Source organism: Novosphingobium sp. (genome assembly GCF_027531025.1).
Lineage (GTDB): Bacteria > Pseudomonadota > Alphaproteobacteria > Sphingomonadales > Sphingomonadaceae > Novosphingobium.
In genome coordinates this window covers 87,107-105,539 of record NZ_JAPZQX010000007.1, presented here as the reverse complement: position 1 = coordinate 105,539, position 18,433 = coordinate 87,107, and the positions used below count along the sequence as shown (strand labels likewise).

The following is an 18,433-nucleotide window of genomic DNA, read 5'->3' as shown; positions in this document are numbered from 1 at the left end:
CCGGACTTGTTCCGGGCCAGTGCTTTTCGTCCTCGCGGCCCTCAAAAGGAGCACCGCCCCGGAACAAGTCCGGGGTGACTGCTAAAGGGTGAGTAGCGAGTGGATCAACCTTGTACGGTGATCATCGGCGTTTGCACCGCGCACGTTGACCCACCTCGCCCCGTCGCGCTGCGAAATCGTCGCAATTCGGTGCGCGCCCAGCTTGGCAGCCTTGTCGAACCGCTTTTTTGGCGATCCGGAGGCGATCAAGTCAGCCGACACTCCGGCGCGCCGCAGGTTGGCCAGGCACGCATTGGCAAAGTCGAGATAATCATCATGTTCGAGGACGAGCGCGACCTCTGGTACTTCGGGCGCCGTCTCCCCCACCAGCATGGCCAGCCGCTCGACGCCGGCCGCCCAGCCGACCGCCGGGGTGTGCGGGCCACCCAGGCTTTCCATCAGCCCGTCATAGCGCCCGCCGCCCAGCACGGTGCCCTGCGCGCCCAGCCGGTCGGTGACGAATTCAAAGGCGGTGTGGCGGTAATAGTCGAGGCCGCGGACCAGCGCCGGAGCGCGAGTCCAGGCGACACCGGCGGCGTCGAGACCGGCGGTGACCTTGCCAAAGAAGTCCTGCGCCTCACCGCTCAGGAAATCGTCGATTTTCGGCGCGGCATCGGTGAACACCTTGTCGCGCGGGTCCTTGCTGTCGAGGATGCGCAGCGGATTGCGTTCCAGCCGGTCCTGCGAATCTTCGGACAGGTCCGCCTTGTGGGCGCGGAAGTATTCGACCAGCGCGGCGCGCCATGCCTCGCGGCTGGCGCCGTCGCCCAGGGTGTTGAGCATCAGCGTGACACCGTCCGCGATCCCCAGTTCCTTCAGCAGCTGGTCGGCCATGACCAGCAGCTCGACATCGGCCTGGGGTTCCGCCGCACCGATGATCTCGGCATCGAGCTGGTGGAACTGGCGATAGCGGCCCTTCTGCGGGCGCTCGTAACGGAACAGCGGGCCGTGGGTGGCGACCTTCACCGGCGCATATTGCTGCCAGCCGTTGGTCAGGTAAGCACGGCAGATCCCGGCAGTGAATTCGGGCCGCAGGGTCAGCGAATCTCCGCCGCGATCCTCGAAGCTGTACATTTCCTTGGAGACGACATCGGTCGTCTCGCCGATGCTCCGGCTGAACACCTCGGTCTTTTCGAAGACCGGCATTTCGACCCGGCGGAAGCGGTAGAGCTTGCGGATCCGTTCGAAGGTTTCGACCACGTGCGCGAAAGCCTCGGCCTCTGCGCCGAAGATGTCCTGGGTGCCGCGGATAGCTTGGGGTGTGCTCATGATGCAGCGCCCATAAGCTTCGCGTGAAAAAGTGGGAACCGGTTTTTCGCATCCGGCGAAGCGCCAACTGGCAGCGCCGCGACGGCCTTGATCGAAAAGAGCGCAGGCAAATCTTGCAGGATCGCATCGTCCCCGCCAGAAGGCGGCGCCATGAAGATCGCCGCCGGGACCATCATCGCCGCGCTGGGGCTTGCGCTTGCCGCCCCGGCCATTCCCGCCACCCTGTCCGCGCCCACGGCCGTGCCGCTTTCGCGCCAGGTGCCCGATGCGGTGGACACCCCCTATCCGGGCGGGACGATCGCGATCGATATCGACGCCACCGATACGGTGCGCGGGGTCTATCGCATTACCCAGACCGTGCCGGTAACGGCCGAAACACGGCGCCTGACCCTGTTGTTCCCGCAGTGGCTGCCCGGCAATCACGCGCCGCGCGGGCCGCTGGCCGAACTGGTCGACGTGACCTTTGCCAGCGGTGGCCAGCTGCTGCGCTGGAAGCGCGATCCGCTGGAACCCAACGCCTTCCATATCGACCTGCCCGCCGGAACCCGCGAGGTGGTGGCCAGGTTCATCCACACCAGCCCGCTGCAATCGAGCGAGGGCCGGATCACCATGACGCAGGAAATGCTCAACCTGCAGTGGGAGAAGATGACGCTTTATCCCGCGGGGCATTACGTGCGCCAGATCAGGGTGCGCCCCAGCGTGACCGTGCCGGCCGGCTGGGAAGTGGCCGGGGCGCTCGACGGGCTGAAGCGCGAAGGCAACCGCTGGACCTGGGGCGAGCACAGCTATGAAGTGCTGGTCGATTCGCCGCTGTTTGCCGGCAAGCATTTCCGCAAGTGGGACCTGGGCGAACCAGGGCGGCAACCGGTGGCGCTCAACGTCATTGCCGACAAGCCGGAGCAACTGGCGGCCAAGCCTGAGCAGATCGAGCTGCACCGGAACCTGATCACCGAGGCGCGGCTGGCCTTTGGCGCCAACCCGTTCGATCGCTACGAATTCCTGCTGGCGCTGACCGACCGGATGGGCGGGATCGGGCTGGAGCATCACCGGTCGAGCGAGAACCAGCTGGAACCGGGCGCCTTTACCGACTGGGACCGGTTCGAATTCGACCGCAACCTGCTGCCGCACGAATATGCCCATTCGTGGATCGGCAAGTTCCGCCGCCCGGCGCGGCTGTGGACGCCGGACTATCGCCAGCCGATGCAGGACGACCTGCTCTGGACCTATGAAGGGCAGGACCAGTTCTGGGGCACCGTGCTGGCTGCGCGGTCGGGCCTGCAGGGCAAGGACATGGTGCTGGGCATGCTGGCGACCTGGGCCGGCACATTTTCCGAACAGCCGGGGCGGCGCTGGCGCTCGGTCGAGGATACGGGCCACGATCCGATCATCGCCGCGCGCAAGCCCAAGCCCTTCCCCAGCCTGTCGCGCAACGAGGACTATTATACCGAAGGCGCGCTGATCTGGCTGGAGATCGACCAGATCATCCGGCAGGGCACCGGCGGCAAGAAGTCGATCGACGATTTCGCCAAGCTGTTCTTCGGCATGCGCGATGGCGACTGGGGCCAGCTGACCTACGAAAACGACGAGATCATCACCAAGCTGAACCAGGTCTATCCCCATGACTGGGCCGGGTTGATCGAACGGCGGATCAACACCCCCGGCCAGCCCGCCCCGGTGCGCGGGATCGAGCTGGGCGGCTACAAGCTGGTGTGGAAGGAATATCCCAACCCCTTCGTCCGCGACGTGATGGCGGATTCGAAAGTGCTGAACCTCACCCATTCGATCGGCCTGGTGATCGACAAGGACGCCCGCGTGACCGCTACCTGGTGGGACAGTCCGGCCTTCAAGGCGGGGATCGTGATCGGGGCCACGGTGCTGGCGGTGAACGGCGTGGCCTATACTCCCGACGAGCTGCGCAACGCGATTACCGCGGCCAAGACGGGCGGCGCGCTGGACCTGCTGGTCAAGCGCGGCGACCGGTTCATCACCTACAAGCTGGATTACACCGGCGGCTTGCGCTGGCCCTGGCTGGAACGCGCCGCCCCCGGCACCGCGCCGACCGGGCTGGACCAGCTGCTGGTGCCGCGGCGACCCTTGCCAAAGCCCAAGGCGCGCAAGTGATCCGTCAAATATGGTGCAAGGCGAGTTGATTGTTGCGATGCAGCATGGGCGCGGCTAAGGGCCCTGCCCATGCGTATCGACCTTATACCCGCCGGCGACAATCCGCCCGAAGAGCTCAACGTCCTGATCGAAGTGCCGATTGGCGGCGAACCGGTTAAGTACGAATTCGACAAGGCCAGCGGCGCGCTGTTCGTCGACCGGATCCTGCACACCCCGATGCGCTATCCGGCCAACTATGGCTTTGTTCCCCACACCATGGGCGAGGACGGCGATCCGCTCGACGCGCTGGTGATCGCCCGTTCGCCGATCATGGCCGGGGCCGTGATCAAGGTACGGCCCGTGGGCGTGCTGCTGATGGAAGACGACAAGGGCGGCGATGAGAAACTGGTCTGCGTGCCGCTCGATTCGACCTTCCCCTATTACCGCGAAGTGGTCGGCCACGATGACCTGCCGCCGATCGTGACTCAGCAGATCGAGCACTTCTTCCAGCATTACAAGGATCTGGAGCCCGGCAAGTGGGTGAAGATCAAGGGCTGGGGCGATGCCGAAACGGCCAAGCGCCTGATCGTCGAAGCGATGGAACGCGCCAAGGGCACCAAGTACGCCTGAAGGTACGCCTAAAGGCCCGTTGCGTGCCGGTGCAGTGCCGCTAGAAGGCCTGCCAATGACCGGTCGCCGCCACGATATTGCCATTGCCGGAGGAGGCCTGTCCGGAGGCCTGATCGCGCTTGCGCTGCGTCGTGCCCGGCCCGGGCTGGACGTGGTGCTGATCGAAGGTGGCCCTGCGATCGGCGGCAACCACCGCTGGAGCTGGTTCGCCAGCGATCTCGACAGCGCTGGGACCGAACTGCTCTCCCCCCTGCGCCAGACCCGCTGGGATGAGGGCTATGATGTGGCCTTCCCGGCCCATCGGCGGACGCTGACCACGCGATATCACTCGCTTTCCTCGGTCGACTTTGCCGCCGGGCTGGCGCGGGAGCTGGCCCCCGGCACGATCCGCTGCAACGCCCCGGTTGCCGAACTCGATGCCAGCGGGCTGACGCTGGCAAGCGGCGAGCGGATCGCGGCGCGGACCGTGATCGACTGCCGCGGGTTCGAACCCACCCCGCACCTGGCGGGCGGCTGGCAGGTCTTCATGGGCCGCCACCTGCGCACCGCCACGCCGCATGGCCTGACCCGCCCGGTGATCATGGACGCCTGCGTTACCCAGCACGGCGCCTATCGCTTTGTCTACGTCCTGCCGTTGGGACTGGACGAGCTTTTCGTTGAAGACACCTATTACGCCGACAGCCCGCAGCTGGATCGCAGCGCCCTGTCCGGCCGGATCGACGCCTATTGCACCGTGCAGGGCTGGCAGGGCGAGCTGCTGGGCCACGAAACCGGGGTCCTGCCGGTGGTGACCGGCGGAAACTTTGCCGCCTGGCAGGAAGGCCTGCGGGTACCTGGCGTGACCCGGGCCGGGGCGCGGGCCGGGTTCGTTCATCCACTGACCAGCTATACCCTGCCTCAGGCGGCAGCCCTGGCCCGGCTGATCGCGCAGGAAGCAGACCTGCCGGGCGAGCAACTGGCCGCGCTGGTCGAAGGCGAGGCGGCGCGGCACTGGCGCGGCACGGCCTTCTACCGCAAGCTGGGGGCCATGCTGTTCGGCGCGGGCGAGCCCGACCAGCGCTATCGCATTTTCGAGCGGTTCTACCGCCTGCCCGAACCCACGGTGGAGCGGTTCTACGCCGCCCGTTCCACCATCTCAGACATGGCCCGGGTGCTGGTGGGCAAGCCGCCGGTACCCGTGCTGGGGGCAATGCGCGCATTGCTTGCTTCCGGCGCGCCAATGGCCGAAAGAGCATGACAATGACAGCTGTAGTTCCCGCCTCTCCCACCCTTCCCGTGCCGACCGGTAAGCGCGCCTGCGTGATCGGGGCAGGCTTCGGCGGCCTGGCACTCGCCATCCGCCTGCAATCGGCCGGGATCGAGACCGTGGTGGTCGAAGCGCGCGACAAGCCCGGCGGGCGCGGCTATTTCTGGGAGAAGGACGGCTTCACCTTCGATGCCGGGCCAACCGTGATCACCGATCCGCCCTGCCTGACCGAACTGTGGGGTCTGACCGGCCACGACATGGCCGAGGACGTGACGCTGATGCCGGTCATGCCGTTCTATCGGCTCAACTGGCCGGACGGCACCAATTTCGACTATTCGAACGACGAGGCGGGCCTGGCGCGGGAAATTGCCCGCGTCGCCCCCGGTGACCTCGCCGGGTACGAGGAATTCCTGCAATACTCCGCAGGAGTGTTCGAGGAAGGCTATGTCAAGCTGGGCCACGTGCCCTTCCTGGACTTTGCCTCGATGATCAAGGCGGCCCCGGCGCTCGCCAAGTACCAGGCCTGGCGTTCGGTCTATTCGATGGTTTCAAGCTTTATCAAGAGCGAGAAACTGCGCGAGGCGCTGACCTTCCACACGCTGCTGGTCGGCGGCAACCCGATGACCACCAGCGCGATCTATGCCCTGATCCACAAGCTGGAAAAGGACGGCGGGGTGTGGTGGGCCAAGGGCGGCACCAACCAGTTGATTGCCGGGATGGTCAAGCATTTCGAGCGGCTCGGCGGCACGCTGCGGCTGCACGATCCGGTGGTGCAGATCCACACCCTGGGCAACCGCGCGACCGAGGTTGAAACCCAGAGCGGCTGGACCGAACGCTTCGATGCCGTGGCCAGCAATGCCGACATCATGCATTCCTATCGCGACCTCCTGTCGGCCAGCCCGCGCGGGCCGCAGATGGCGCGCAGCCTGGCGCGCAAGCGGTTCTCGCCCAGCCTGTTCGTGGTCCATTTCGGCCTCGAAGGCACCTGGCCGGGGATCCCGCACCACATGATCCTGTTCGGCCCGCGCTACAAAGGGCTGCTTGACGACATCTACCGGCACGGCGTGTTGCCGCAGGACTTCTCGATCTACCTGCATCACCCCTCAGTCACCGATCCCTCGGTCGCCCCCCCGGGCAAGAGCACCTTCTACGCGCTGATTCCGGTCGCCAACCAGGGCAAGCTGCCGATCGACTGGGAAACCGTGGGGCCGCTGATCGAAAAGCGCATCCTCGACGAGGTTGGCCGCCGCCTGATCCCCGATATTCACGACCGGATCGTGACCAAGTTCCACTATGCCCCGCGCGATTTCGCACTCGATCTCAACGCCTATCTCGGCAGCGCCTTCAGCCTTGAGCCGATCCTGACGCAGAGCGCCTGGTTCCGTGGCCACAACCGCGACGACAAGGTGAAGAACCTTTACCTGGTCGGCGCGGGCACCCACCCTGGCGCAGGCATCCCCGGCGTGGTCGGCAGCGCCAAGGCCACCGCCCGGCTGATGCTGGAGGATCTGCGGTGAAACGGATTGCGGTGTACTGCGGATCGGCCAGCCCGGCGGATTCGCGCTACCTCGAACTCGCCACCGAAGTCGGCCGCACCCTGGCTGACCGCGAGATCGGCTTGGTCTATGGCGGTGGCCGGCTGGGCCTGATGGGCGCCGTGGCCGATGCTGCGCTGGCGGCCGGCGGCGAAGTCATCGGGGTAATCCCCGAAGCCCTGGTCAGTTCCGAAGTGGCGCATCGCGGCTGCACCGAACTGCACGTCGTTTCCGGAATGCATGAGCGCAAGCTGGCTTTCACCGAACTGTCCGACGGGTTCCTGACCATCCCCGGCGGGGTGGGCACGATGGACGAGCTGTGGGAAGCGGTCAGCTGGGCGCAGCTGGGCTATCACACCAAGCCGGTGGGCCTGCTCAATGCCTTCGGGTTCTACGATCACCTGCTGGCCTTCAACCGCCACATGGTGGAAGTGGGCTTCATCCGCCCTGCCCACCAGGGCATCATCATCGCCGAGACCGAGCTGGACCTGCTGCTGACGCGCATGGCCGCGCACGAACCGCACACGCCGATTTTCGCGATGAAGGCCTCCGATTTGTGACAGACCGCGCGGATCGCGCCGCGCTGGTCGAGGCGGCGCGCCTCTCCATCGTGCGCGGCTCGAAAAGCTTTGCCGCCGCCAGCCGCCTGTTTGACCGGACCACGCGCGAGCGGGTCTGGCTGCTTTACGCCTGGTGCCGCCGCTGCGACGACCTGGCCGATGACCAGGACCATGGCGGCACACTGGGGTCTCAGGCCGGTGCGCCCGCGCGCCTCGCCATGATCCGCGACCTGACCGACCGGGCCCTGAACGGCGAGGCCACCGGCGATCCCGCCTTCGATGCCTTTGGCCTGGTCGCGCGCGAAACCGGGATCACCCGCGCCATGGCCGAGGACGTGATCGCCGGCTTCGCCCTCGATGCCGCCGACTGGCGCCCGCGCGAGGAGATCGACCTGTTGCGCTATTGCTTCCATGTGGCCGGGGCCGTGGGGGTGATGATGGCCGTGGTCATGGGGGTCAGCCCGGATGACGAGGACACGCTTGACCGGGCCTGCGACCTGGGCCTCGCCTTCCAGCTGTCCAATATTGCCCGCGATCTTTCGGAAGATGACGCCGCCGGGCGCTGCTACCTGCCGCTCGAATGGCTGGTCGCCGCCGATATCCCGCCGGGCGAGCAGATGAAGCCGCGCTATCGCCAGGCACTGGTGCCGCTGGTCCACCGGATGTGCCACATGGCCCGGCATTACGAGGCCTCGGCCCGGATCGGCGCGGCGCGGCTGGGCTTTCGCCAGCGCTGGGCCGTGCTGGCCGCAGCGGGCATCTATGGCGCGATCGGGCGCAAGGTGGATCAGGCGGGGGCCCAGGCCTGGGATCACCGCGTCACCACCTCGACCATGGCCAAGCTGGGCCACGTGCTGAAGGCGCTGGGCCAGTCCGCCCTGCCCGCGCCGCGCCGCGATCCGGTGCGGCCCTATCTGCGCCGCCAGCTTGCAGAGCGCGCCCGTGCGGCCTAGGGGCTTCGCGTCATGCATTCCTATCCCGCCCCCGCGCTCGCCCGAGTTGAGGAAATGGTCCGCGCCGCCGCGGCCGAACCGGCGCGCGCGGTGTCGTTCCAGGGCGCGCCGGGCTGCAACGGCCATCGCGCCGCGACCGAATATGCCCCCGATTGCCTGCCATTGCCCTGCTTCAGCTTCGAGGACGCGCTGGAAGCGGTGAAGGATGGGCGGGCCGGCCGGGCGATCATCCCGATCGAGAATTCGCAGCATGGCCGGGTGGCGGACATCCATTTCCTGCTGCCCGAATCCGGCCTGTCGATCGTCGGCGAGCACTTCATGGCGATCCACCACGATCTGATGGCCGTCGGCGATGGCCCCTTCAAGGCCTGCTACTCGCACCCGCAGGCGCTGGGCCAGTCGCGCTTCTTCCTGCGCGAGCGGGGGATCGTGCCGCTGGCCTATGCCGATACCGCCGGGGCGGCGGCCTTCGTCGCGGAACAGGGCGATCCCGACGCCTGCGCGATCGCGCCGAAAATCGCGGCCGAGCTCTATGGCCTCAAGATCATTGCCGAAAACGTCGAGGACGCGGCCGACAACATGACGCGCTTCGTCGTGCTGGCGCGCGAACCGCGCGATCCGGCTGGCCTTGTCGGCCAGACCACGATGACCACCTTCGTCTTCGAGGTGAAGAACATTCCGGCTGCGCTCTACAAGGCGCTGGGTGGCTTCGCCACCAACGGTGTCAACATGACCAAGCTGGAAAGCTACCAGAAGGGTGCCAGCTTTGCGGCGACCCGGTTCTATGCCGATATCGTCGGCGCGCCGGGCGATCCGGCGGTGGACCGGGCGCTTGATGAACTGGCCTTTCATTGCAAGGAGTTGCGGATCCTCGGCACCTATCCGCAGGAACGCGCGCGCGGCTGACCGCGGGGCATTGCGCCGGCCCCGGCGCCGTGCCACCACCTGAGCGGTGAGCAATCCAGGGGCAGCGATCACGGGAGCCGAAGCCGCGGGGCAAGCCGAACAGGCCTGGCGCGCCGTGCGCGGCGACGAAACGATCCAGTTTGCCCCGGTTACCGTGCCGCCCGAACCGGTCCGACCGGACCCGCAATGGCTGAAAGACCTGCTGAGCGCCCTGGGTGAAGGCTTTGCCGGGGCCTGGCCGGTGCTTCAATGGGTGCTGCTGGCCTTCTTCGTCGCGCTGGCGCTCTACATGGCCTGGCAATTGATCGGACCGCTGCTGGGGCGGTCCCGGCCGCGCGCCGAAGACCCTGCCTCCGAGTGGCGGCCTGACCGGGCCGAGGCCGAGGCGCTGCTGGAAGACGCCGATGCCCTCGCCGCCGCAGGGCGCTATGACGAGGCGACGCACCTCCTGCTGCGCCGCTCGGTAAGCCAGATTGCCGCCGCGCGGGCCGAATGGGTCCGCCCGGCCAGCACCGCGCGCGAGCTGGCGCACCTGCCGGCCCTGCCCGATGCGGCGCGGACCGCCTTTGCGGCGCTGGCCCGGATGGTCGAGCGCAGCCGCTATGCCCTGCACCCGCTGGACGCGGCCGATTGGCACGAGGCCCGCGCGGCCTATGCCGAATTCGCGCTGGCCCGCTTGCCGATGACAGCGGGATGAGCGCGGGGCGATCCCCCTTTTCCCCCCGCGCCGTGCTGGCGCTGGTGCTGGGCGGCGGTCTGCTGTTCGTGCTACTGCTGTGGTTGATCGGCGCCGGGCTGGGCAACAACCAGGCCAACGACGGCCAGGCCCACGGAGCCAGCAAGGGGCTGACTGGCTATGCCGCGTTGGCCGCCTACCTTGAGCAGCGCGGCCAGCCGGTGGCCTTCGCCCGCACCCCGCGCGCGCTGCAACAGGACGACCTGCTGATCCTGACCCCGCCACGCGAGGCCGATGGCGCGGCGATTGCGCAGCTGGTCACCCAGCGCCGCTACATGGGGCCGACCCTGGTGGTGACCCCGAAATGGACCGGCCAGCCGGTGCCGCGCCGCAGCAAGGTGTTCAAGCGCGGCTGGGTGGAAATCACCGACCCCGAGCCGCCGCGCTGGGAAGGCTTCGAGAACGGCCTGCAAGTGCGACTTGCGCCGATGCGGGCGGGGGGGCAGCCAGCCCGCTGGCGCGGATTAGGGCTGGGTGGGGAGCTGCCCAGTTCGGAAAACGTCTTGTCGGGGCAGGGGCCGGGGCTGGTGCCGCTGGTGGTGGGCGAACAGGATGGCCGGATCCTGGCCGGCTATCTCAACGATGCGGGAGACTACCCCGCGCTGCGCGCCCTGGCAGTGGGAACCGCCCCCGAACCGGTACCGGACGACGAGGGTGAGATCGATCCCGACATCCACCCGGTGATCCTGGTGTTCGAACCAGACCTGCTCAACAATTATGGCCTGGGCGATGCGGTCAATGCCGCGCTGGGCGAACGGCTGGTCCGGGCAGCGCTCGACAATCACGAGGGGCACGACGGGGTCACTTTCGACCTCACCTTCAACGGCTTCGCCCGGTCCAGCAACCTGTTGACCCTGGCCTTCCAGCCGCCGTTCCTGGCCGCCACGCTGTGCCTGCTGCTGGCCGCTCTAGTGCTGGGCTGGCGGGCCTTCCTGCGCTTTGGCCCACCGCTCGCCAACGGACCGGCGCTGGCCTTTGGCAAGCAGGCGCTGGTGAGCAACGCCGCCGCGCTGCTGCGCCGGGCCGGGCGGCTGCACCTGGCGGGCCAGCCCTATGCCGATGCCGCGCGCGAACGGATCGCGCGGGCGCTGGCCCTGCCGCACCGACTCGATCCCGCCGCCACCGAAGCGGCGATCGACCGCGCGCTGGCCGCCCGCGATGCCAGCGCCACGCCTTTTTCCACCGCCGCCGCCACAATGCGCGCGGCGCGCCGTCCGGCCGAACTGGTCGAGGCGGCGCAAGTGCTCCATTCGCTCGAAAGGACCCTGAAACGATGACAGCAGCCACCATGACCCCGGCTTCGATGACCTTGGCGGACGTGGGCCAGCTGGCCGATGCGATCCGCGCCGAGGTGGGCAAGGCCGTGGTCGGCCAGGCCGAGACGGTCGATGCCCTGCTCGTCGCCTTGCTGGCCCAGGGCCACGTCCTGCTCGAAGGGCCGCCGGGCACGGCCAAGACGTTCCTAGCCCAGTGCTTCGCCGCCAGTCTGGGGCTCGATTTCGGGCGGATCCAGTTCACCCCCGATCTGATGCCGGGCGACATCCTGGGTTCGAACCTGTTCAACTTCCAGACCAGCCAGTTCACCCTCACGCGCGGGCCGATCTTCACCGAACTGCTGCTGGCCGACGAGATCAACCGCACCCCGCCCAAGACCCAGGCCGCGCTGCTCGAAGCCATGCAGGAACGCCGTGTCACGCTGGACGGCACCGCCCATCCGCTGCCGGACCACTTCCTGGTCGTGGCGACCCAGAACCCGATCGAGAGCCAGGGGGTCTATCCCCTGCCCGAAGCCCAGCTCGACCGGTTCCTGTTCAAGCTGCTGGTGCCCTATCCCTCGGCCGCGGAGGAAGCGCGGATCGTCGCCACCTTTGGCGAGCGGGCCGGACCGCAGCGTCCGGCAGACCTGGGCGTCGGCCCGGTCGCAGATGCCGCCACGATTGCCGCCGCCGCCCGTGCGGTGAAGGGCGTGACCCTGGCCGAAAGCGTGATCGACTATGTCGTGCGGCTGGTCCGCGCCACGCGCGAAAGCGCGGACCTCGCCTCGGGCGCATCGCCGCGAGCGGCGGTGCTGCTGGCCAATGCCGCGCGGGCACGGGCCGCATTGGCAGGGCGCGACTATGTCCTGCCCGACGATGTGAAGGCCCTGGCCGCGCCCGCGCTGCGCCACCGGCTGTTACTGTCTCCCGCCGCCGAGATCGAGGGCAAGGCGGTCGAGGCGCTGGTCGCCGAACTGGTCGAAAGCACCGAGGCGCCGCGCTGACCATGGCCGCCGGGCGGGCCTGGATCGTGCCGACAGGCCGCGCCGCGCTGGTCGCGGCCGGGCTGGCGCCGGTCGCGCTGCTGGTGGCCGCGACCGCGCCGGGCCTGTGGGTAGTGGCCCCGGTGCTGGCCCTGATCGTCCTGGCGCTGGTCCTGCTCGACGCCGTGCTGGCCGGTTCCGGCAGCGAAGTGGGCCTGACCCTGCCCGGCGATACCGAGGTGGGCGAAGCGGGCGAGATCGCCGCCCGCCTGCCCGCCGCGCGCGGCTGGCCGCACCGGATCGAGGCGGCGCTGGAGGGCGATCCGCGGCTGTTCCCCGGCGGGCGGACCACCCTGGCGCTGGCCCAGGCGGGGGACAGCTGGCACGGCACAGCGCGGTTCGTGCCCAGCCGGCGCGGGACCGGGCTGGTCGAGCGGCTGTGGCTGCGCTGGACCGGGCCGCTGGGGTTGGGTGCGCGCCAGCGCGAGGTGCCAATCGACCGCGCGGTGCGGGTCTGGCCCAATGTCGCGCCGGTCCGCTCCCCCACGCTCCAGACCTTCCTGAAGGACGCCCAGTTCGGCCTGGTTGCCCGGCGCATTCGCGGCGAGGGCACCCAGTTCGAGGCGCTGGCCGATTACGAGCCGGGGATGGATCGCCGCCGGATCGACTGGAAAGCCAGCGCCCGCCACGCCCGGCTCTATGCCAAGGAATTCGAGGCCGAGCGCAACAACCAGATCGTCTTCGCCTTCGATTGCGGTCAGGCGATGTGCGAACCCGTGGGTGGGCCAGCGGGCGGGCCAGCGGGCAGCGAAGACCCTGGCTTGCCCCGGCTTGACCGGGCAATCACCGCCGCGCTGACCGCCGCCTATGTCGCCCTGAAGGGCGGGGACAAGGTCGCGCTGTACGGCTTTGCCGCGCGGCCGCAGCTGTTTACCCCCTTCGTTACCGACAGCCGCGCCTTCCGGCGGCTGCAACAGGCGGCAGCCGGGCTGGAATACCAGCCGCAGGAACCCAACTTCACCCTGGCCCTTGCCACCCTCGCCAGCCAGCTGCAGCGCCGCTCGATGGTGGTGGTCTTTTCCGACTTCACCGATCCGACCAGCGCCGAACTGATGATCGAATCGATCGGACGGTTGACCAGCCGCCACCTGGTGCTGTTCGTGACCCTGGCCGATGCCGAACTGGACAGCATGGCTACCGCCGCCCCGCAGGACGAGCAGGCGCTGGCCATGGCGGTCGGTGCCGATGCCCTGCTCAGGCAGCGAGCGCTGGTGCTCTCACGCCTGCGGGCACTGGGGGTGGACGTGATCGAGGCCCCGCATGACCGGATCGGGATGCGGCTGATTGATGCCTACCTCGCGATCAAGGCGCGGGGGGCAATCGGATGAGGCACGACCCAACCGGCGGGGGACGCTGATGGCACTGTTCGGATTGTTCGGCACCCGCGCCCAGGCGCAGCAGGCGGCGATCGAGGCGGCCGCGCTGCGCTCCGACCGGTTCCGCCAGGCCCGCGAGCCGGACTGGCAGCGGCTCGACGCGATCGTCACCGCGATGGAGAAGGGCCGTCTGCGCCGCCTGTCGGACGAGGACGTGCTGGCCCTGCCAGTGCTGTACCGCACCGCCGCCTCCAGCCTGTCGGTCGCGCGCGAGACCTCGCTCGATGCCAATACCCTGGCCTATCTCGAAGCGCTGGTGCGCCGCGCCTGGTTCCAGGTCTATGGCCCACGGCTGGGGCTGTGGGGCTGGTTGCGGCAGTTCTTCGGCGGCGGCTGGAGCGCGGCGGTGCGCGGAATCTGGCCCGAACTGCTGGTTGCCCTCGCGCTGATGGTGGCGGGCACCCTGGTCGGCTGGCTGCTCGTGGCCAGCGACCCCGACTGGTACCACGCGCTGGTCCCCTTTGCTGACGAGCGCATGCCCGGAGCGAGAGCCGAGGTGCTGCGCGGTACGATCTATGGCAATACCGGGCAGGACGGGATGAGCGTGTTTGCCGCCAGCCTGTTCAGCAACAATGCCGGGGTGGCAATCCTGTGCTTTGCCCTGGGCTTTGCCTTCGGCGTGCCACCACTGCTGCTGCTGGTCCACAACACGGCCGGGCTGGGGGCGATGCTGTGGCTGTTCTTCGAGGCCGGGCTGGGGTGGGATTTCGTCGGCTGGCTGGCGATCCACGGCACGACCGAACTGCTGGCGATCCTGCTGGCGGGCGGGGCCGGGCTGCATGTCGGCCGGTCGATGGCCTTTCCGGGCAACCGCGCCGTGCTGGTCGCCGCAGCCGAGGCGGGCGAGCGCGCGGCGGTGGTCATGGCCGGGGTAGTGCTGATGATGGTGGTGGCCGCGATCCTCGAAGGGTTCGGGCGCCAGCTGATCGACCATGCCGCCGGGCGCTATGGCGTGGGCGGCACCATGCTGGCCTTCTGGCTGGCCTATTTCTTCCTGTTTCGCCGCCGCGCGGGCAATGGATCGGCCGCATGAGCGCCGCGACCCTGCCCCCACGCAAGGACCGCCGCCGCACCCTGGTCACGCCCGAAGGGCTGGCCCTGCCGGTCACCCTGGCCAGCCGGGGCAGCCGGTTTGGCGCGATCGCGATGGACCTGCTGGTGCTGATCCTGGTGATCGTGGTCACCACCCTGGTGCTGGCGCTGGGTGCGGCGGGACTCGATACCGTGCTGGGCGGGCAGATCGACCAGACCAAGGGCGGAGCAAGGCAGGTGCTGGAATTCCTGGCCGTGCTGTGGTTCGCGGTGATGTTCCTGTTTCGCCACGGCTACTTCCTCTACTTCGAGCTCGGCCCGCGCGGCGCAACGCCCGGAAAGCGCGCGCTGGGCCTGCGCGTGGCGGCACGCGATGGCGGACAATTGCGGCCCGAGATGATCCTAGCCCGCAACCTGGTGCGCGATATCGAACTGTTCCTGCCGCTGACCATGCTGCTCGGTCAGTTCGACCAGACTGAATGGGACCCGGTCGGCTGGGCAGCGGCGGGCTGGTTCCTGCTCTTCGCGCTGTTCCCGGTGTTCAACCGCGACCGGCTGCGGGCCGGGGACCTGATCGCCGGAACCTGGGTGATCGAGGCCCCGCGCGCCAGCCTGGCCGCCGCACTCAGCACCGGGGCCAGTGCCGCCCAGGGCACCAGCGCCGCGACCGGCGCGGAATACCGCTTCGGTGAGGCCGAGCTGGCAGTCTATGGCGAATACGAGTTGCAGACGCTGGAGCGCGTGCTGCGCGAGGACCGGCCCGAGGCGTTGGCGGCGGTGCAGGAGGCGATCTGTCGCAAGATCGGCTGGCACCCCGGCGCGGGCGACGAGCGGGCCTTCCTTGAAGCCTATTATACCCAGCTGCGCGCCCGGCTGGAAACCGGCATGCGGCTGGGCAAACGCAAGGCCGACAAGCACGCGGCCGGCAGCTGAGGCTGCCGACCGCCTGCCCGAAGGGTTATCAGTTGCGGAAGTTCAGCACCTGCCAGAGTTGCGAACCCAGCACCTTGCGATACTTGGCGCGTTCGCCAGATGCAGCCTGCATCTGCGCGTCGGTCTGCTTGACGTTGTCGCGGAACTGCTTGGCCCGGCGTTCGTCTTCCGCGGCATCGGGGATCGACTTGAAGCGGACCACCAGGATCACGTCCGGTTCGCCCGGGCGCTTGTTGACGTTGGCCAGCACTTCATAGCCGGTGATCCAGCCTTGCGACTTGGCGTATTCCTGCTGCTGGCGCCACATCCCGGCCAGGTGCCGGGCATAGTCAAGACCGTGACCGTCTTCGATGGTGATCGAGGACACCTCGACCAGTTCCCCACCAGCCATCGGGTTACTCTGCGCCATGGCCGGCATGGCCCAGGCAAGCGACATCGAAGCGGCCAGCACGGCCGCGCTACGGATCATCTTCATGGCATTCCCTCCTCGTTATGGCGCGAGGATATGACAACCTCCGGCTGGCACAATTCGCGCCTTTGGCTCAGAGTCGGGAGACCCCATTGTTACAGCAAATCCGCCCCCAAGTAACGCGAGGCTAAGCCTGGCCGCAGGCAGAGTCAAACTCTGCTTCGGCCCTGCTTGCGGCTGCCGCCGGATCGTGAAACAAGCCCGGCGATGATTGCCTATGCCATCCGCGACGATGACCTGACCGGCCCGGAGATTCGCGGCTTGCTGCGCCTTCACCTTGATGAAATGCACCAGTGGTCGCCCCCCGAAAGCGTGCACGCCATGCCGATTGAGCGACTGCGCCAGGCCGATGTCACGTTCTTTTCCGCCTGGGACGGGTCGAACCTCGCTGCCTGCGGCGCAATCAGGCATCTCGATGCCGATCATGGCGAACTGAAATCGATGCGCGCCCACCCGGATTATCGTGGCAAGGGGGCAGGCAAGGCGATCCTGCTGCACCTGCTCGAAGTGGCACGGGCGCGCGGTTACGTCCGCGTCAGCCTGGAGACCGGGCGCCCCGAACCCTTCCGCCCGGCGCGGCAGCTCTATGCCAGCCATGGCTTCACGGAGTGCCCGCCATTTGCCGACTATGTCGCTGACCCGTTCAGCATCTGCATGACGAGAAGCCTGTGACCGACCTGATCCTGCGCCCCGCCACCGCCGCCGACAGACCAGCCCTGTCCGAGCTGGCGATCCGCGCCTTCGTGGCCAAGTTCGGCCCGCTCTATTCCGAGGCGGACCTGAACACCTTCCTCGCCGAGAGCCTGTCAGAACCGGCAATCGCCGCCGACCTGGCCAACCCAGACCGGGTTTACCGCCTGGCCGAGCGCGCCGGGGAGCTGGTGGGCTATTGCAAGATCAGCCTGACCTGCGGCTTTCCCGAACATGCCCGCGGCCAGCGCGTGATGGAGCTGAAGCAGCTCTATACCGCGCCAGAGGCTACCGGCGGCGGGATCGGGGGCCAGCTGATGGACTGGGCCATGGCCGAATTCGCGGCGCGCGGCGCGGACGAGGTGCAGATTTCGGTCTATGCCTACAATGACGGCGGCCACCGCTTCTACCGCCGCTATGGCTTCGACAAGGTGGCCGACATCACCTTTCGGGTCGGCGAGCAGCTGGATGAGGAATTCCTCTTCGCACGGATGCTCTAGCACCCTATATCGCCGCCCATGTCCTCAGTCCGTCCCTGGCGCGATATCGCGCGGCGCAAGTCCCGGCAGATCATGGTTGGCAAGGTCCCCGTCGGGGGCGATGCGCCGATCACGGTCCAGACCATGACCAACACGCTCACCTCCGATCCGGTGGCAACGATCAACCAGATCCGTCGCTGCGAGGAGGCCGGGGCCGATATCATCCGCGTGTCCTGCCCGGACGTGGAAAGCACCGCGGCGCTGTCCAAGATCGTCAAGGCGGCGCGCGTACCGATCGTGGCGGACATCCATTTCCACTACAAGCGCGGCCTCGAAGCCGCCGATGCGGGCGCGGCCTGCCTGCGGATCAACCCCGGCAACATCGGTTCGAGCGAGCGGGTGGCCGAAGTGGTCCGCGCCGCTAAGGCCAATGGCTGCGCGATCCGGATCGGCGTCAATGCCGGCAGCCTCGAAAAGGACCTGCTCGAAAAGTACGGCGAACCCTGCCCCGAAGCGCTGGTGGAATCGGCACTCGATCACATCAAGCTGCTGCAGGACCACGATTTCCACGAATACAAGGTGGCGGTGAAGGCCAGCGACGTGTTCCTGGCCGTGGGTGCCTACATGGGGCTGGCCGAAGCGGTCGACTGCCCGCTGCACCTCGGCATTACCGAAGCTGGCGGCCTGATCGGCGGCACGGTCAAGTCGGCGATCGGCATCGGCAACCTGCTGTGGGCCGGGATCGGCGACACGATCCGCGTCAGCCTGTCGGCCGAGCCGGAAGAGGAAGTGCGCGTCGGCTACGAGATCCTGAAGTCGCTGGGCCTGCGCACCCGCGGCGTCCGCGTCGTCTCCTGCCCCTCATGCGCGCGGCAGGGCTTTGACGTGATCCGCACCGTGCAAAAGCTGGAAGATGCCCTCGGCCACATCAAGACGCCGATGAGCCTTTCGGTGCTGGGCTGCGTGGTCAATGGCCCCGGCGAAGCGCGTGAGACCGATATTGGCGTGACCGGCGGCGGCAACGGCAAGCACATGGTCTATCTGCGCGGAGTGACCGACCACCACGTGGCCGACGACGGCATGATCGATTACATCGTCAAACTGGTCGAGGAAAAGGCCGCCGAAATCGAAAGCGGGGCCGTTGCCAGCATGGACAGCCTGCACGGCAAGGTAGCCTGAGC

General features: G+C 68.0%; 19 protein-coding genes. 16 read left to right on the top strand and 3 right to left on the bottom strand.

The window, feature by feature from the left end; translation table 11 throughout:
- Positions 1–81 precede the first annotated feature (81 nt).
- Positions 82–1,308, bottom strand: a complete 1,227-nt coding sequence (gene hisS, locus O9281_RS11325; protein WP_298185805.1) for a histidine--tRNA ligase — start codon at positions 1,306–1,308, stop codon at positions 82–84.
- Positions 1,305–1,484, bottom strand: coding sequence for a hypothetical protein (locus O9281_RS11320; protein WP_298185802.1), 180 nt, complete (start codon positions 1,482–1,484; stop codon positions 1,305–1,307). The genes hisS and O9281_RS11320 overlap by 4 nt, the downstream gene beginning before the upstream one ends.
- On the opposite strand from O9281_RS11320, the gene O9281_RS11315 reads away from it, so the two are divergent.
- The 13 genes from O9281_RS11315 (at position 1,459) to O9281_RS11255 (ending at position 15,614) form a co-directional block, all read left to right on the top strand.
- A complete protein-coding gene (locus O9281_RS11315; RefSeq protein WP_298185800.1) occupies positions 1,459–3,429 on the top strand; it encodes a peptidase M61 in 1,971 nt (656 codons plus the stop codon). The genes O9281_RS11320 and O9281_RS11315 overlap by 26 nt on opposite strands.
- Positions 3,430–3,498: 69 nt before the next feature.
- Positions 3,499–4,038 carry an inorganic diphosphatase gene (gene ppa / locus O9281_RS11310; RefSeq protein ID WP_298185797.1) on the top strand — a complete coding sequence of 180 codons (540 nt, stop codon included), beginning with the start codon at positions 3,499–3,501 and terminating at the stop codon, positions 4,036–4,038.
- A gap of 55 nt (positions 4,039–4,093) precedes the next feature.
- The gene (gene crtY / locus O9281_RS11305; RefSeq protein ID WP_298185795.1) at positions 4,094–5,275 is read left to right on the top strand and encodes a lycopene beta-cyclase CrtY; all 1,182 of its coding nucleotides are present in this window, start codon (positions 4,094–4,096) and stop codon (positions 5,273–5,275) included.
- A 2-nt stretch (positions 5,276–5,277) separates the two neighbouring features.
- The gene (locus O9281_RS11300) at positions 5,278–6,801 is read left to right on the top strand and encodes a phytoene desaturase (protein WP_298185792.1); all 1,524 of its coding nucleotides are present in this window, start codon (positions 5,278–5,280) and stop codon (positions 6,799–6,801) included.
- Positions 6,798–7,379: a TIGR00730 family Rossman fold protein gene (locus O9281_RS11295; protein WP_298185789.1), complete on the top strand. Its 582-nt coding sequence runs from the start codon at positions 6,798–6,800 to the stop codon at positions 7,377–7,379. The genes O9281_RS11300 and O9281_RS11295 overlap by 4 nt, the downstream gene beginning before the upstream one ends.
- Complete coding sequence (locus O9281_RS11290; RefSeq protein WP_298185787.1) at positions 7,376–8,332, top strand: phytoene/squalene synthase family protein; 957 nt, start codon at positions 7,376–7,378, stop codon at positions 8,330–8,332. The genes O9281_RS11295 and O9281_RS11290 overlap by 4 nt, the downstream gene beginning before the upstream one ends.
- Positions 8,333–8,344: 12 nt before the next feature.
- Positions 8,345–9,238, top strand: a complete 894-nt coding sequence (locus tag O9281_RS11285) for a prephenate dehydratase (protein ID WP_298185784.1) — start codon at positions 8,345–8,347, stop codon at positions 9,236–9,238.
- Positions 9,239–9,284: 46 nt separating this feature from the next.
- On the top strand, positions 9,285–9,935 hold the full coding sequence (locus O9281_RS11280; protein WP_298185781.1) for a hypothetical protein: 651 nt from the start codon (positions 9,285–9,287) through the stop codon (positions 9,933–9,935).
- Entirely contained in the window at positions 9,932–11,251 is a 1,320-nt protein-coding gene (locus tag O9281_RS11275) for a DUF4350 domain-containing protein (protein ID WP_298185778.1), read from the top strand. Before O9281_RS11280 ends, O9281_RS11275 begins: the two co-directional genes overlap by 4 nt.
- A gap of 26 nt (positions 11,252–11,277) precedes the next feature.
- On the top strand, positions 11,278–12,234 hold the full coding sequence (locus O9281_RS11270; protein WP_298186116.1) for a MoxR family ATPase: 957 nt from the start codon (positions 11,278–11,280) through the stop codon (positions 12,232–12,234).
- 2 nt (positions 12,235–12,236) lie between these two features.
- On the top strand, positions 12,237–13,601 hold the full coding sequence (locus tag O9281_RS11265; RefSeq protein WP_298185776.1) for a DUF58 domain-containing protein: 1,365 nt from the start codon (positions 12,237–12,239) through the stop codon (positions 13,599–13,601).
- 28 nt (positions 13,602–13,629) lie between these two features.
- Positions 13,630–14,682 (top strand): stage II sporulation protein M, encoded by a 1,053-nt coding sequence (locus tag O9281_RS11260; RefSeq protein ID WP_298185774.1) that lies wholly within the window; start codon positions 13,630–13,632, stop codon positions 14,680–14,682.
- The gene (locus tag O9281_RS11255) at positions 14,679–15,614 is read left to right on the top strand and encodes an RDD family protein (RefSeq protein ID WP_298185772.1); all 936 of its coding nucleotides are present in this window, start codon (positions 14,679–14,681) and stop codon (positions 15,612–15,614) included. The genes O9281_RS11260 and O9281_RS11255 overlap by 4 nt, the downstream gene beginning before the upstream one ends.
- A gap of 28 nt (positions 15,615–15,642) precedes the next feature.
- Here O9281_RS11255 and O9281_RS11250 read toward each other — a convergent pair whose 3' ends face one another.
- Entirely contained in the window at positions 15,643–16,089 is a 447-nt protein-coding gene (locus tag O9281_RS11250) for a hypothetical protein (RefSeq protein WP_298185770.1), read from the bottom strand.
- A gap of 201 nt (positions 16,090–16,290) precedes the next feature.
- Between O9281_RS11250 and O9281_RS11245 the strand changes: the two genes are divergently transcribed.
- The 3 genes from O9281_RS11245 to ispG are packed head-to-tail and all read left to right on the top strand — an operon-like array spanning position 16,291 to position 18,431.
- The gene (locus tag O9281_RS11245) at positions 16,291–16,755 is read left to right on the top strand and encodes a GNAT family N-acetyltransferase (protein ID WP_298185769.1); all 465 of its coding nucleotides are present in this window, start codon (positions 16,291–16,293) and stop codon (positions 16,753–16,755) included.
- Positions 16,752–17,273 carry a GNAT family N-acetyltransferase gene (locus O9281_RS11240; RefSeq protein WP_363321464.1) on the top strand — a complete coding sequence of 174 codons (522 nt, stop codon included), beginning with the start codon at positions 16,752–16,754 and terminating at the stop codon, positions 17,271–17,273. Before O9281_RS11245 ends, O9281_RS11240 begins: the two co-directional genes overlap by 4 nt.
- Positions 17,274–17,291: 18 nt before the next feature.
- Positions 17,292–18,431 carry a flavodoxin-dependent (E)-4-hydroxy-3-methylbut-2-enyl-diphosphate synthase gene (gene ispG, locus O9281_RS11235; protein ID WP_298185767.1) on the top strand — a complete coding sequence of 380 codons (1,140 nt, stop codon included), beginning with the start codon at positions 17,292–17,294 and terminating at the stop codon, positions 18,429–18,431.
- The last annotated feature ends 2 nt before the right edge of the window (positions 18,432–18,433 follow it).